Annotated in this window: 11 protein-coding genes; 4 read left to right on the forward strand and 7 right to left on the reverse strand. The window is 49.3% G+C overall.

What is annotated here, in order from left to right:
• Nucleotides 1-23 precede the first annotated feature (23 nt).
• The 4 genes from hofC to nadC form a co-directional block, all read right to left on the reverse strand.
• Nucleotides 24-1229 (reverse strand): protein transport protein HofC, encoded by a 1206-nt coding sequence (gene hofC, locus A9B99_RS15075; protein WP_064598831.1) that lies wholly within the window; start codon nucleotides 1227-1229, stop codon nucleotides 24-26.
• A complete protein-coding gene (gspE, locus tag A9B99_RS15080) occupies nucleotides 1219-2604 on the reverse strand; it encodes a type II secretion system protein GspE (protein WP_064598833.1) in 1386 nt (461 codons plus the stop codon). Before gspE ends, hofC begins: the two co-directional genes overlap by 11 nt.
• Nucleotides 2605-2620: 16 nt before the next feature.
• A complete protein-coding gene (gene ppdD, locus A9B99_RS15085) occupies nucleotides 2621-3058 on the reverse strand; it encodes a prepilin peptidase-dependent pilin (protein ID WP_064598836.1) in 438 nt (145 codons plus the stop codon).
• 200 nt (nucleotides 3059-3258) lie between these two features.
• Nucleotides 3259-4149: a carboxylating nicotinate-nucleotide diphosphorylase gene (gene nadC / locus A9B99_RS15090; protein ID WP_064598838.1), complete on the reverse strand. Its 891-nt coding sequence runs from the start codon at nucleotides 4147-4149 to the stop codon at nucleotides 3259-3261.
• An 81-nt stretch (nucleotides 4150-4230) separates the two neighbouring features.
• Here nadC and ampD point away from each other — a divergent pair, with 81 nt between their 5' ends.
• Complete coding sequence (gene ampD / locus A9B99_RS15095) at nucleotides 4231-4791, forward strand: 1,6-anhydro-N-acetylmuramyl-L-alanine amidase AmpD (RefSeq protein ID WP_064598840.1); 561 nt, start codon at nucleotides 4231-4233, stop codon at nucleotides 4789-4791.
• Nucleotides 4788-5642 carry a beta-lactamase regulator AmpE gene (ampE, locus tag A9B99_RS15100; protein WP_064598842.1) on the forward strand — a complete coding sequence of 285 codons (855 nt, stop codon included), beginning with the start codon at nucleotides 4788-4790 and terminating at the stop codon, nucleotides 5640-5642. Before ampD ends, ampE begins: the two co-directional genes overlap by 4 nt.
• An 18-nt stretch (nucleotides 5643-5660) precedes the next feature.
• Here ampE and A9B99_RS15105 read toward each other — a convergent pair whose 3' ends face one another.
• From A9B99_RS15105 to aroP, 3 genes are all read right to left on the reverse strand, one after another.
• The gene (locus A9B99_RS15105; RefSeq protein ID WP_064598844.1) at nucleotides 5661-6608 is read right to left on the reverse strand and encodes a glycoside hydrolase family 43 protein; all 948 of its coding nucleotides are present in this window, start codon (nucleotides 6606-6608) and stop codon (nucleotides 5661-5663) included.
• A gap of 30 nt (nucleotides 6609-6638) precedes the next feature.
• Entirely contained in the window at nucleotides 6639-8087 is a 1449-nt protein-coding gene (locus A9B99_RS15110; RefSeq protein WP_064598846.1) for a glycoside-pentoside-hexuronide (GPH):cation symporter, read from the reverse strand.
• A 168-nt stretch (nucleotides 8088-8255) separates the two neighbouring features.
• On the reverse strand, nucleotides 8256-9626 hold the full coding sequence (gene aroP / locus A9B99_RS15115) for an aromatic amino acid transporter AroP (RefSeq protein ID WP_064598848.1): 1371 nt from the start codon (nucleotides 9624-9626) through the stop codon (nucleotides 8256-8258).
• Nucleotides 9627-10167: 541 nt separating this feature from the next.
• Between aroP and pdhR the strand changes: the two genes are divergently transcribed.
• Nucleotides 10168-10932: a pyruvate dehydrogenase complex transcriptional repressor PdhR gene (gene pdhR, locus A9B99_RS15120; RefSeq protein ID WP_064598850.1), complete on the forward strand. Its 765-nt coding sequence runs from the start codon at nucleotides 10168-10170 to the stop codon at nucleotides 10930-10932.
• Between the two features lie 160 nt (nucleotides 10933-11092).
• Nucleotides 11093-13756: a pyruvate dehydrogenase (acetyl-transferring), homodimeric type gene (gene aceE / locus A9B99_RS15125; protein WP_064598852.1), complete on the forward strand. Its 2664-nt coding sequence runs from the start codon at nucleotides 11093-11095 to the stop codon at nucleotides 13754-13756.
• Nucleotides 13757-13763: the final 7 nt, after the last annotated feature.

The raw sequence follows: 13763 nt of genomic DNA on the forward strand, positions 1-13763 counted from the left end.
TTCTCTCTATTAAACAACGATAATCAACCCGCTCCCATAGCTTCCCCCAGCCCAAAAATAGGCAAATACATCGCCAGCACAAGCAAACCGGTTATCAGCCCGGTAATTACCATTAACAAAGGCTCCATTAGTTGAGTTAACTGGCTGGCCTGTAGTTGCGTATTTTCCCTGTGCCAGTCGGCAAGCTTCTCCAGCATGGTATCCAGTGCACCGGATTGTTCCCCGGTTGTAACCAGCTGGTAGCAGAGAGGTGTAAAACAATCATGCTGGCGCATGGCTTCACCCAGAGTTATACCCTGAGTGACATCCGTCGAGAGCTGTGCCATAACCTGTTGCCAGTGGCTGGCAGCAGGGAGTGTTTCTTTAACAAGCTGTAACCCTTGTAGAATATTTACACCTGATTGTTGCGTCAGGGCGAGCATCATAAAAATTTGGCTACGCATCAGTGCGCCATACAGGCGATTCATTACAGGGGCACGTTGTAACAGGTATTGGGTAAATTTGCGCCTTAAATTCCGGCCAGGTCCAACCACCAGAATGATCACAGTGGTCACGGTAAAAGCCAGTATGTATATATGCCGGGTAAGCCATGCGGAAACAGACATCAAAATACGCGTCACCGCTGGTAGGGGGGTATTAAATGTCTGGTAGATATCCGCGAAAGTTGGCAGAACAAACAGTAACATGCCCAGTGTAACGGCCAATGCCATACTCAGTGTCAGTAGCGGGTAGCGTAGTGCTTTCGATACAGTGCGTTGCAGGGCGCGCTGTTGTTCTTGTTGCTCCGACAGATGTGCAAAGCATAAATCAAGTTTCCCGGTCATCTCACCTGTGCGGCTCAGGGCAACAAACAGAGGAGGAAAAAGCGCTGGCCAGCTTTGTACAATGGACGAAAAAGTTTCTCCTTCGTTGAGCCGCAGTGTGATTTGTTGCAAGACAGCCTGCCAAAGCGGAGAAGCATGTTGCTGACCGAGTAACACCAGTGCATCAGGCAGGCTGACACCCGCTTTGAGCAATGCCGATAACTGTTGCAAAAAGTGGATTCGGTGGTCCATATGGCGGTGCTGACTTTCATATGCCCGTTCCCGTTGAATACGCACCGGGAATAACGCCCGGCTACAAAGCCAGGTCATGATATCAATTTTTCCCACAGCAAAACTGATGCCGGATTGCGGGTTACCTTTTATATCAAGTGCGGACCAGCGCCAAAGCGATAATTTAGTTGTCATGAGGTAATCCCAACACCCGGTACAGTTCATTCACTGTGGTTTCCCCGCGGCTGACAGCCTGGCAGCCATGTTCGAAAAGTGCTATGCAACCTTGTTGCCTGGCGAGTTCAGCAATTTGTGTGGCTGTATCTCCACGTAACAAAGCATCATGAATTTCCGGTGTGATAGCCAGCACTTCAAACAGCGCTACCCGCCCATAGAACCCGCTGTAGCACCGCTCGCAACCAACAGGTTCCCAGTCAGGTAAAGGTAACCGGCTCACAGTTCGTGGCAGAACCAGTGGTTTCGGCTGTTGTTTCCGGCAATGTGGACACAACTTTCTGACCAGACGTTGGGCAATAACCAGTTTGAGTGCTGAGGCAATCATCCAGCGGGCAATGCCCATTTGTTCAAGACGAATGAGTGTATCGGTTGTGGAATTGGTATGTAGTGTGGATAACACCAAATGCCCTGTTTGCGCGGCCTTAATGGCAATTTCGGCTGTTTCATTGTCACGGATCTCTCCTACCATAATGACGTCCGGATCCTGGCGTAATAGCGCCCGCAATACTCGCTGGAATGTTAAACCCGCTTTCGGGTTCACCTGTGCCTGGTTCAACCCACTAAGCGGAATTTCTATTGGGTCTTCAACGCTGCTGATATTAATATCCGGCTGATTAAGGGCATTCAGAGCGCTATACAGGGATACTGTTTTCCCGCTTCCGGTAGGGCCTGTTACCAGAATCAACCCTTGTGGCGCATTGAGTGCATTTTTAAATTCATCCAGTTGCCGTGGAGCAAGGCCAAGTGCATCAAGTGAGAGTTGCTCATCCTGCTTATGTAAAACCCGTAAGACGATTTTTTCTCCAGCCCGGCATGGCAGAGTCGCCAGGCGAAATGAAATATTCCCGGGAAGATCCGGAAGTGTAAATTGCCCGTCCTGGGGAAGCCGTTTTTCTGCAATATCCATATCGCCGAGTACTTTCAACCGGGCCACAAGAGCCGGGTAAGCATCAGCATTCCCCTGGTGCTGAATGTGTAATACGCCATCAATGCGAAAACGCACACGGAACAGTGGCGTATCTGGCTCAAAATGGATATCTGAGGCCCGCTGGTTTAACGCCTGTTGCAATATCTGTTCGAGATGGACAACGGTGTTACTTGCTGATCCTGGTGTGGGTACGTTAGGCTGTGTTGCCTGGAGTTGTGCCCGGTGCCGTTCTATTTGTGCGGGTGACCAGTGCTCAACAACGACCTTTTTGTGGGAAAGAAAGCGCAGTGAGCTAAGCAATTCATCAGGGGCGTTGTTTGCAACTGCAATGACAATCTCCGGGTCATGCCGCAGAAGCAGGGCGTGATGGCGGGCACACAAGGCAAACAGTTTTTCATTGCTCATGTTTTCTTCCTCCTGCTTACTCGTCAGCAAAGCGGAAAATGTCATTACATGCCTGCTCAAGGCTTGTATTACCAGACGCTGAACAGGTTTTGCGCCAGCCGGTGATACCCTGGTTGTCATCCCATTGAGGTAGCAGTGTTAATGAGAGCCCGTTGAGGCTGTCCTGCCCGCTAAGCTGAATACTCCCTGCAGTAACGGAAAGGCTGGAGATATACCTTGAGGTCCGTGAAGCTGGAATTCCGTGGCTATCGGCATGGCAGGATGTAATGCCACCGCGCTCAATAGCACAAAGTTCGACTGCGCTGCGGTAAGGTAATACATTTTGTAAGACGTCGGTTAATGCCGCTTTACGTAAGTAGTTTTGATATGCGGGAATAGCGGTTGCACTGAGAATGGCGATGATGCCAACTACTACCATTAATTCAATCAGGGTGAAGCCACGTTGCCTGTGCATGGTTGTCTCCTTTGGTATAACGGAGCACGACTATGGCAGGTTACGAAATATGCTTCGACAGGCTGTTTTTGATTCTGGAATTTCTGTTCCGGAGTGAATATGTATACTGAAACGAGTGCGAAATAAATGCGAGGATGCCCGAGAATACGGGCAGAGTAGCTGCCCGTAACGGAATAACGGAGAAAGCGTTATCTAAGCGTTTAGCGAAAGCGCATAGACAGATCCAGTGCGCGAATGTGTTTAGTCAGGGCTCCTACTGAAATAAAATCCACACCGGTTTCAGCACAGGCTCTCAGTGTCTCCAGAGTCACGTTGCCAGACACTTCCAACTGGGCATTGCCCTGGGTTATCCCCACCGCTTTACGCATCATATCGGTATCAAAGTTATCCAGCATGATGATATCTGCACCTGCCCGTAAGGCATCCTGCAACTCTTCAAGGTTTTCAACTTCGACTTCAATAGGAACATCTGGGTGGATCCAACTGGCTTTTTCGATTGCCTGGCGAACAGAGCCTGCGGCAATAATATGGTTTTCCTTGATCAGGAAGGCATCGGACAGCCCCAGTCTGTGGTTGCTACCACCACCGCACAGTACAGCATATTTCAGTGCTGTGCGCAGTCCAGGGACGGTTTTGCGAGTATCCAGTAACTGGGTATGCGTACCGGCCAGTTGTGTTACATAACGGTGTACCTCACTGGCGACACCTGAAAGCGTCTGAACAAAATTCAGTGCGGTACGTTCACCCGTCAGTAGTATACGTGAAGTGCCTGTCAGCTCGAATAATGGTTGGTTTGCCGTAATTTCATCGCCATCATTGACATGCCATTTAACCTGTACGCGGCCGCCAAGCTGGATGAACACTTCTTCAACCCAACGTTTGCCACAAAAAATACCGTCTTCTCGGGTGATAACAACAGCATGGGATGTACTTTCCGGTGGAAGTAATTGCGCGGTAATATCGTTATTGGCATCAATGTCACCGCCAAGGTCTTCTTTTAATGCAACGGAAACCGTACCGGGAATATCGGTATTAATCCGCTCCAACAGTGCTTCACGTCGGTGGTCTGGGTTATAACGGCGTGGTGGCATTATTAACTCCGAAATGGCTGATATAAATTGGAAACATGCTACTCTGAAGCGACCTTTAGTACCACAGCAAGGAGAACCATAATGAAGCTTCAGGATGGCTGGTTAAGCGACGCAAGGCATGCACCTTCACCGCATTGTGATGAGCGCCCGGAAGGTGAATCGCCTTCATTGCTGGTTGTACATAATATCAGTTTACCACCCGGTGAATTTGGTGGCCCGTGGATTGATGCTTTGTTTGCCGGTACGCTGGATGCCAGGGCCCACCCTTATTTTGAAGGGATTGCCCACTTGCGTGTGTCGGCGCATTGCCTGATTCGCCGTGATGGTGAAGTGGTTCAGTATGTCCCCTTTAATAAGCGTGCCTGGCATGCTGGTGTTTCTTCCTGGCAGGGGCGGGAAAAATGTAATGATTTTTCTATCGGGATTGAACTGGAAGGCACCGATGTCCTGCCATACACCGATGCTCAATATCAGCGCCTGGCTGAGATAACACGCGTTTTGATGGTGGTCTGGCCGGCTATTGCCAAAAATATGGCAGGGCATTGTGATATAGCACCTTCCAGAAAAACTGACCCCGGCGGCGTTTTTGACTGGCCGCGCTTTCGTGCACTGGTTTCAGTTTCTGGTAAGGAGAGGGTATGACACTATTTACCTTATTGTTAGTGTTAATTTCAGAACGTTTATTTAAGTTTGGGGAACACTGGCAATTGGAAAGCCGCCTGGAAGTTATCTTCCGCCGAACGCGCTATTTTTCTATGGGTTACACGCTGATGCTGTCTGTTGCCGCGATGGTATTTATTGCAGCGTGTCTGTATTTGTTAAAAGGGATTTTGTTCAATGTCCCGCTATTGGTGTTTTGGATCCTGGTTGGCGTTTTGTGCATTGGAGCCGGAAAGGTACGACTGCACTATCATTCCTATCTTAAAGCTGCCAGCCGTGGAGATTCCCGTGCCTGCGATGAGATGGTGGCTGAGTTAACCATGATCCATGGTGTTCCGCCAGGTTGTGATGACCGTGAGTTTTTACGTGAGTTACAAAATGCCCTGCTATGGATTAATTATCGCTACTACCTGGCACCACTATTCTGGTTTGTTGTAGGGGGAAGCTTTGGGCCGGTTACTTTAGTCGGGTATGCAGTCCTCAGGGCGTGGCAAACATGGCTTGCTCGTCACCATACACCTCATCAGCGGTTACATGCGGGTATTGATGCCATTTTGCACGTTCTGGATTGGGTGCCGGTCAGGTTGGTTGGGCTGGCTTATGCATTACTGGGGCATGGTGAAAAAGCGCTGCCAGCCTGGTTTGCAACGTTGGGTGACCGTGGTACATCACAGTACCAGGTGCTGACGCAACTGGCTCAATTTTCTCTGGCGCGTGAGCCACATTCAGATAAAGTCAGAACTCCGAAAGCTGCCGTATCCATGGCGAAGAAGACCGCGTTGGTGGTTGTTGTGGTGGTAGCTTTATTAACAATTTACGGCGCACTGGTTTAAGTACGCCGTTTTTTGCCGTTACGGGTGGTCTGCGGGGGGGATGCCAAAGTCTGGCATGCCATCGGGACTCCACTCAATCAATTTCACCCGGGTGTGGCGGCCAGGGTCATAAAGCGGGTCGCCCTCTATTTCAGTGTAGTTGCGTGCGTGGTAAACCAGCACATCCTGGCCGTCCGGTGTAGTGGTGAAGCTGTTATGGCCGGGGCCAAACTGGCGGTTGGTTTCACAGGTGGTAAATACCGGGTGAGGGGATTTATGCCAGCTTTTCGGGTCAAGAAGGTTGGCGTCTTTATTGGCCCATAATAAGCCCATACAGTAATTTTCATCAGTGGCGCTGGCGGAGTAAGTAATGAAAATACGCTCTCCGTGAAAAATAACCGCAGGCCCTTCATTCACCAGAAACCCCCGGCACTCCCAGTCAAATTCAGGCTTACTCAGCATGACTGCTTCCCCCTTAAGGGTCCACGGATTTGCCATTTCACTTAAATACAAATTGGAGTTACCTGGAATATCGGGGGCTTTTTGTGCCCACAGGTACCACTGCTTACCCTGATGTGAAAAGGTTGTGGCGTCAAGGCAGAAGGTATCGAACTGTGTGATTAACTGCCCCTTTTCAACCCAGGTACCGGTTAGTGGGCAGTCATCAGCACATTCGAGCACATACATACGGTGCTGGAACATGTTATCGCGCAATGCTTTGGTATGTGCAGCGGCATAATAGATATACCACTTGCCAGCTATACGGTGGAGTTCCGGAGCCCAGATCAGCTCACTCATCGGGCCAGTATCGGGTTTGCGCCAGACAACCACGCTCTCAGCCTGGGCCAGTTCTGTAATTGACGAAGCCCGGCGAATCTCCAGCCTGTCATACTCAGGAACGGAGGCAATAAAATAGTACTCTGAACCTTCATGCAAAATAAAAGGGTCTGCACGCTGTTCAATTAGTGGATTCGGCCATTGCAACATAACGTCTTTCCTTATCGTTTCGTTTGGCTCTCAAACAGGTTTTTCAAGGTGCTTGCTGGCGGCTTTGCCAATGGGGGATACAGCGGTTTCGTTTTCTTGTGTACCTTCCTGGTAGTCAACCAGTTCCTGGTAGTTCTTACGGCGTTTTTCCAGGTCAATCTGAATTTGCTTCATGGTTTCACGGTCAACTTTTAGCAGGCGGACAACTCCGGCTGTGATTAAATAACCCACACCTGGAATGACTGTGAACAGTAACATAATGCCATTTATGGCACTGGCGGGCTGCTGCTTCAGGGATGCGTCATAGCCATACCAGGATAGCAAGAAACCACACATAGAACCGGCTATTGCCAGGCCTAACTTCAGGAAAAACAGATTGCCAGAGAAGCTAATTCCAGTAATACGTTTACCTGTTTTCCATTCGCCGTAATCGTCGACGTCTGCCATCAGTGACCAGTGAAGCGGAGATGGAATCTGGTGCAGGATATTAAGCAGGAAGTACATGACGATGATAAGCACAGTGGCATGGGGATCGAGGAAATAGAACCCGCTGGAGAAGATCGCCAGCACAATATTGGTCCAGAAGAAGACTTTCAACTTACACCATTTATCAGTCAATACCTTGGCGAGTGTACTGCCAAACATCATGCCGATAACACCAAGGCTGATAAACATCGTGGCAAAACCGGTACTTTGTTGCATAACCCAGGTGACGTAATACATGGTGGCTGCCATGCGAATAAAACCGGGGCAGACATTGCACAATGTCAGCAGCAAAATACGCACCCACTGGTCGTTCTTCCACACATCACGCAAGTCAGATTTCAGGTCGTCGTTTGTGGGGACGGCAGGACGAATACGCTCGCGCACGGTTGAGAAGCAATACAGGAACATCAATAGCGCGATGATAGCCAGGGTGCCCATCGCCATCTGGTAGCCTTTCGCTTTATCTGCACCACCATACCATTCAGCCAGAGGGAGCAGTGACAGGGACAGAATTAACGTGGCTATTCCTACCATAACAAAGCGGTAAGACTGGCAGGAAACCCGCTCATGAGGATCATTAGTGATGACACCGCCCAGTGAGCAATAGGGGATATTGATAGCAGTATAAGTCAGCGACATCAGAAAATAGGTGATAAACGCATAGATAACCTTGCTGTTATAGCTCCACTCCGGCGTGGTGAACATCAGTACGCTGAAGAGTACATAAGGCAGTGAAATCCAGAGTAGCCATGGACGAAAACGACCCCAACGGCTTTTTGTCCGGTCAGCAATGGCTCCCATAATGGGGTCGGTTACCGCGTCAACTACACGCACTGAGAGAAGTAGAGTCCCCACCAGTGCGGGAGCAAGACCGAATATATCGGTGTAAAAAAAGTTTAAAAACAGCATGATTGCACCGCCGATGATATTACAACCGGCATCTCCCATCCCGTAGCCTATCTTTTCCTTTACTGTTAATTTATTACTTTGCATCTGCCTCACTCCATTCAGAAGATATGGACAGAATTATTGGTGCTAAAGTGAAATTTTTCGCAGCAAGAATCAACCGCAGAAATGGACAATCATGTCATCGGGTAGTAAGTGTGAAGGGGGTAACAATATTCTGCACCCGCAAAATACGGGCGCAGAGGGAAGGACAAATCAGTGGGTTTTCACAGCGTCGCGGCTTTTCTGCTTACACATATAACCCACACCGAGGACCGCAATCCAGACAGGAATCAGGTAAACAGAAATTGCCATACCAGGAGTGATTAACATGATAACCAGCACTGCAGCCATGAACAGCAGGCAAACCCAGTTGCCCAATGGGTAGAGCAGCGCTGGAAAGCGCGTAGTCACGCCTTGCTGTTGCTTGGTCCGGCGGAATTTCATGTGCGCCAGGCTAATCATTGCCCAGTTGATAACCAGAGCAGAAACCACCAGAGCCATTAGCATACCGAAAGCCGATTCCGGCGCCAGGTAGTTAATCAGTACACAGAGTGCCGTTACCACTGCCGAAACGATGATGGTGTTTACTGGTACACCACGTTTATCCACAGTAAGGAGTGCTTTCGGCGCGTTACCTTGCTGGGCCAGCCCGAACAACATGCGGCTGTTACAGTATACACAGCTGTTATATACAGACAGAGCGGCGGTCAGCACCACGACATTCAAGGCATTGGCTACGAAAGTATCACCCAGCTCATGGAAGATGAGTACAAACGGGCTGGTATTCGCTGTAACGCGCGTCCACGGCAACAGAGAGAGCAGAACTGCCAGTGAGCCAATATAGAAAATCAGGATACGCCAGATAACCTGGTTGGTTGCTTTCGGGATGCTCTGTTCCGGGTTATCCGCTTCTGCTGCGGTAATACCGACTAATTCCAGCCCGCCAAAGGAGAACATAATAATAGCCATCATCATGACCAGACCGGTCATGCCATGGGGCAGGAAACCACCTTGATCCCACAGGTTATGTATTGTGGCCTGAGGCCCACCTTTACCACTGAACAACAACCAGCCGCCAAAAACTATCATTGCCACAACAGCGAATACTTTGATGATGGCAAACCAGAACTCCATTTCGCCGAACACTTTTACGTTGGTCAGGTTAATGGCATTGATAATGACAAAGAAGGCTGCGGCAGAAACCCATGTGGGGATCTCCGGATACCAGAACTGAATATACTTACCGACAGCTGTCAGTTCAGCCATGGCAACCAGTACGTACAGCACCCAGTAGTTCCAGCCAGAAGCAAAGCCTGCGAAGCTGCCCCAGTATTTGTAGGCAAAGTGGCTGAATGAGCCTGCAACGGGCTCTTCAACGACCATTTCACCTAACTGACGCATGATCAGAAAAGCGATGAAGCCAGCAATAGCATAGCCCAAAATTATCCCCGGGCCGGCAGACTGTATAACCGATGCACTACCCAGAAACAGACCGGTGCCGATAGCGCCGCCCAGCGCGATTAGCTGTATATGGCGGTTTTTAAGGCCGCGCTTTAGCGAGTCACCTTGTTGTTGACCTTCCATCTTACAAACCTCGTGTGTGGTGATATTGTTGGTGTAAATAGCACCGTATGTAATTGATACATTCCATATGCTGTAGTGTTTTTTTACGGTAACAAAGCGCGTTTTTTTATTCGTCTACTACCGAAGCGAAAAGAATAGTGTTAAGAGCTGCGAGTTGCACCTGGTTTCTGCATTCCTCTTCCCGGATTGAGCAAAATCTCACCATCCTCGCGGATTCTATTTTTCCACTTCAATTTTTTAATATGATTTATTATTCAAATAATATGTATTTTTATTCATTAAATCCTATGTTGAATCGGTTCAATTTGAAAAATAATTAGTTTCAAATTGGTTAAATGTGCATCGAGGCAGGTAACGTTATGATTTGTGCAAAGTTACATTTATGAAACGCTATTTCTGTAATGTTGTTAAAATGTGTGGTGTTTAATGATTTCAGTCAAAACCAATATGGACATAAGGTGAATACTTTGTTACTTTAGCGTCACGAATATGAAATTGGTCTTACCAATTGACTCCGGGCGAAAGGCAGAGAAAATAACGAATGGCCTACAGCAAAATCCGCCAACCCAAGCTATCTGATGTAATCGAGCAGCAACTGGAGTACCTCATCCTTGAAGGGACATTGCGCCCGGGGGAAAAATTGCCGCCGGAGCGTGAACTGGCGCGTCAATTTGATGTTTCACGCCCTTCATTACGCGAAGCTATCCAGCGTCTTGAAGCAAAAGGGCTGTTATTACGTCGTCAGGGTGGTGGCACTTTTATCCAGAATAATCTCTGGAAAAGCTTCAGTGACCCTCTTGCTGCTTTGCTGTCAGACCATCCCGAATCTCAGTTTGATCTTCTCGAAACACGCCATGCACTGGAAGGTATTGCAGCCTATTATGCTGCGCTGCGAGGTACAGACGAAGACCTCGCGCGTATTCGCGAATGCCACGAAAGTATTGAAAGTGCCAGGCAGGCAGGTGATCTGGATGCTGAATCGGAAGCCGTGCTTCAGTATCAGATAGCGGTCACAGAAGCGGCACATAATGTGGTGCTGCTCCACTTGCTTCGCTGTATGGAGCCTATGCTTGCCCAGAATGTTCGACAAAATTTTGAATTGCTCTACTCACGAAGAGATATGCATCCCCTCGTAAGTAGTCATCGCGCCAGTATTTTCGAAGCGATCATGGCACGTAAGCCGGAACAGGCCCGTGAAGCATCGCACCGGCATCTGGCGTTTATTGAGGAAATATTGCTGGATCGCAGCCGTGAGCAAAGTCGAAGAGAACGTTCATTGCGCCGCTTACAGCAACGAAAGGACTAGCGTTTTTTCAGGTTTTTTTGCCGGAATAAAACGCAAAAGCGCCCAATTATAGAGCGCGGCAACTAAACGCAGAACCTGTCTTATTGTGTTTTTACCTCAGGCTGAGAATGCAATGGGACAGGTTCCAGACAATCAACGATTAAAAGATAAGGAATACCCCATGTCAGAACGTTTGCAAAATGACGTGGATCCGATCGAAACTCGCGACTGGCTACAGGCGATCGAATCGGTCATCCGTGAAGAAGGTGTTGAACGCGCGCAGTTCCTGGTTGATCAGTTACTGAGCGAAGCCCGTAAAGGTGGTGTTAAAGTTGCCGCTGGCGCTGGTGCTGGTAGTTACGTCAATACCATTGCCGTTGAAGATGAACCTGAATACCCGGGTAATCTGGACCTGGAACGTCGTATTCGTTCTGCTATTCGCTGGAACGCCATCATGACTGTGCTGCATGCGTCTAAAAAAGACCTGGAGCTGGGCGGTCACATGGCATCTTACCAGTCTTCTGCCACGTTTTATGAAGTGTGCTTTAACCACTTCTTCCGTGCGCGCAATGAAAAAGATGGCGGTGATCTGGTGTACTTCCAGGGCCACATCTCCCCAGGCGTTTACGCCCGTGCTTTCCTTGAAGGTCGACTGACTGAAGACCAGATGAACAATTTCCGTCAGGAAGTTCATGGTAATGGTCTGTCTTCTTACCCACACCCGAAACTGATGCCAGAATTCTGGCAGTTCCCGACTGTTTCCATGGGGCTGGGCCCAATCGGTGCGATTTATCAGGCTAAGTTCCTGAAATATCTGGAACACCGTGGTCTGAAAGATACCTCCGCACAAACTGTGTATGCGTTCCTGGGTGACGGTGAGATGGATGAACCGGAATCTAAAGGTGCCATCACTATCGCGACCCGTGAAAAACTGGATAACCTGGTCTTCGTCATCAACTGTAACCTGCAGCGTCTGGACGGCCCGGTAACCGGTAACGGTAAAATCATTAACGAACTGGAAGGCATCTTCGGTGGTGCTGGCTGGAATGTAATTAAAGTGATTTGGGGTGGTCGTTGGGATGAACTGCTGCGTAAAGACACCAGCGGTAAGCTGATCCAACTGATGAATGAAACCGTTGATGGTGACTACCAGACCTTTAAATCTAAAGATGGTGCTTACGTTCGCGAACACTTCTTCGGTAAATATCCGGAAACGGCAGCTCTGGTTGCCGACTGGACTGATGACCAGATTTGGGCGCTGAACCGTGGTGGTCACGATCCGAAGAAAGTCTATGCTGCACTGAAAAAAGCGCAGGAAACCAAAGGCCAGCCGACCGTTATCCTTGCTCACACCATTAAAGGTTATGGTATGGGTGACGCTGCTGAAGGTAAAAACATCGCGCATCAGGTTAAGAAAATGAACATGGACGGCGTCCGCTATGTGCGTGACCGTTTCAATGTGCCTGTTGCTGATGAAGACATCGAAAAACTGCCGTATGTGACCTTCGCTCCGGATTCCGAAGAAGCGAAATACTTGCATGCGCAGCGTGAAAAACTGAACGGCTACCTGCCGACTCGCCAGCCTAAGTTCACTGAAAAACTGGAACTGCCGACGCTGGAAGATTTTGGCCCGCTGCTGGAAGAGCAGAACAAAGAAATCTCCACCACTATCGCGTTTGTGCGTGCACTGAACGTGATGCTGAAAAACAAATCTATCAAAGATCGCCTGGTGCCGATTATCGCCGATGAAGCGCGTACCTTTGGTATGGAAGGTTTGTTCCGTCAGATTGGTATTTACAGCCCGAACGGCCAGCAGTACACCCCGCAGGACCGTGAGCAGGTTGCATACTACAAAGAAGACGAAAAAGGCCAGATTCTGCAGGAAGGGATCAACGAACTGGGTGCCGGCGCATCCTGGCTGGCTGCTGCAACCTCTTACAGCACCAACAATTTGCCGATGATTCCGTTCTACATCTACTATTCCATGTTCGGGTTCCAGCGTATTGGCGACCTGTGCTGGGCAGCAGGCGATCAGCAGGCTCGTGGCTTCCTGATTGGCGGGACTTCAGGCCGTACCACCCTTAACGGTGAAGGTTTGCAGCACGAAGATGGCCACAGCCATATTCAGTCTCTGACTATCCCTAACTGTATCTCTTACGACCCGTCTTACGCATATGAAGTTGCGGTTATCATGCATGATGGCCTGGAACGCATGTACGGTGAGAAACAAGAGAACGTTTACTACTACATCACTACGCTGAACGAAAACTACCACATGCCAGCTATGCCGGCAGGTGCCGAGGAAGGTATCCGTAAGGGTATCTATAAACTCGAAACCGTAGCGGGTAGCAAAGGCAAAGTTCAGTTGCTGGGCTCTGGTTCTATCCTGCGTCATGTTCGTGAAGCTGCTCAAATTCTGGCTAACGACTACGGTGTGGGCTCTGATGTGTACAGCGTAACCTCCTTCACTGAACTGGCTCGTGATGGCCAGGATTGTGAACGCTGGAACATGCTACACCCGATGGAAACCCCGCGCGTACCGTACATTGCTCAGGTAATGAACGATGCACCGGCAGTGGCATCTACTGACTATATGAAACTGTTTGCTGAACAGGTTCGTACTTATGTACCGGCTGATGACTACCGTGTACTGGGTACAGACGGCTTTGGTCGCTCTGACAGCCGTGAAAACCTGCGCCACCACTTCGAAGTTGATGCTTCCTATGTGGTTGTAGCGGCACTTGGCGAACTGGCTAAACGTGGCGAAATCGATAAGAAAGTGGTTGCTGATGCAATTACTAAATTCAACATCGACGCAGAAAAAGTTAACCCACGTCTGGCGTAAGAGGTAA

The sequence above is a fragment of the Mangrovibacter phragmitis genome, from assembly GCF_001655675.1.
GTDB lineage: Bacteria > Pseudomonadota > Gammaproteobacteria > Enterobacterales > Enterobacteriaceae > Mangrovibacter > Mangrovibacter phragmitis.

What these genes read in the sequence shown, in the direction of transcription:
- ampD (WP_064598840.1), top strand. Translation starts at nt 4,231, where the DNA reads ATGAAGCTTCAGGATGGCTGGTTAAGCGACGCAAGGCATGCACCTTCA.
- A9B99_RS15105 (WP_064598844.1), bottom strand. Translation starts at nt 6,608, where the DNA reads ATGTTGCAATGGCCGAATCCACTAATTGAACAGCGTGCAGACCCTTTT.
- ppdD (WP_064598836.1), bottom strand. Translation starts at nt 3,058, where the DNA reads ATGCACAGGCAACGTGGCTTCACCCTGATTGAATTAATGGTAGTAGTT.
- nadC (WP_064598838.1), bottom strand. Translation starts at nt 4,149, where the DNA reads ATGCCACCACGCCGTTATAACCCAGACCACCGACGTGAAGCACTGTTG.
- aceE (WP_064598852.1), top strand. Translation starts at nt 11,093, where the DNA reads ATGTCAGAACGTTTGCAAAATGACGTGGATCCGATCGAAACTCGCGAC.
- ampE (WP_064598842.1), top strand. Translation starts at nt 4,788, where the DNA reads ATGACACTATTTACCTTATTGTTAGTGTTAATTTCAGAACGTTTATTT.
- A9B99_RS15110 (WP_064598846.1), bottom strand. Translation starts at nt 8,087, where the DNA reads ATGCAAAGTAATAAATTAACAGTAAAGGAAAAGATAGGCTACGGGATG.
- gspE (WP_064598833.1), bottom strand. Translation starts at nt 2,604, where the DNA reads ATGAGCAATGAAAAACTGTTTGCCTTGTGTGCCCGCCATCACGCCCTG.
- aroP (WP_064598848.1), bottom strand. Translation starts at nt 9,626, where the DNA reads ATGGAAGGTCAACAACAAGGTGACTCGCTAAAGCGCGGCCTTAAAAAC.
- pdhR (WP_064598850.1), top strand. Translation starts at nt 10,168, where the DNA reads ATGGCCTACAGCAAAATCCGCCAACCCAAGCTATCTGATGTAATCGAG.
- hofC (WP_064598831.1), bottom strand. Translation starts at nt 1,229, where the DNA reads ATGACAACTAAATTATCGCTTTGGCGCTGGTCCGCACTTGATATAAAA.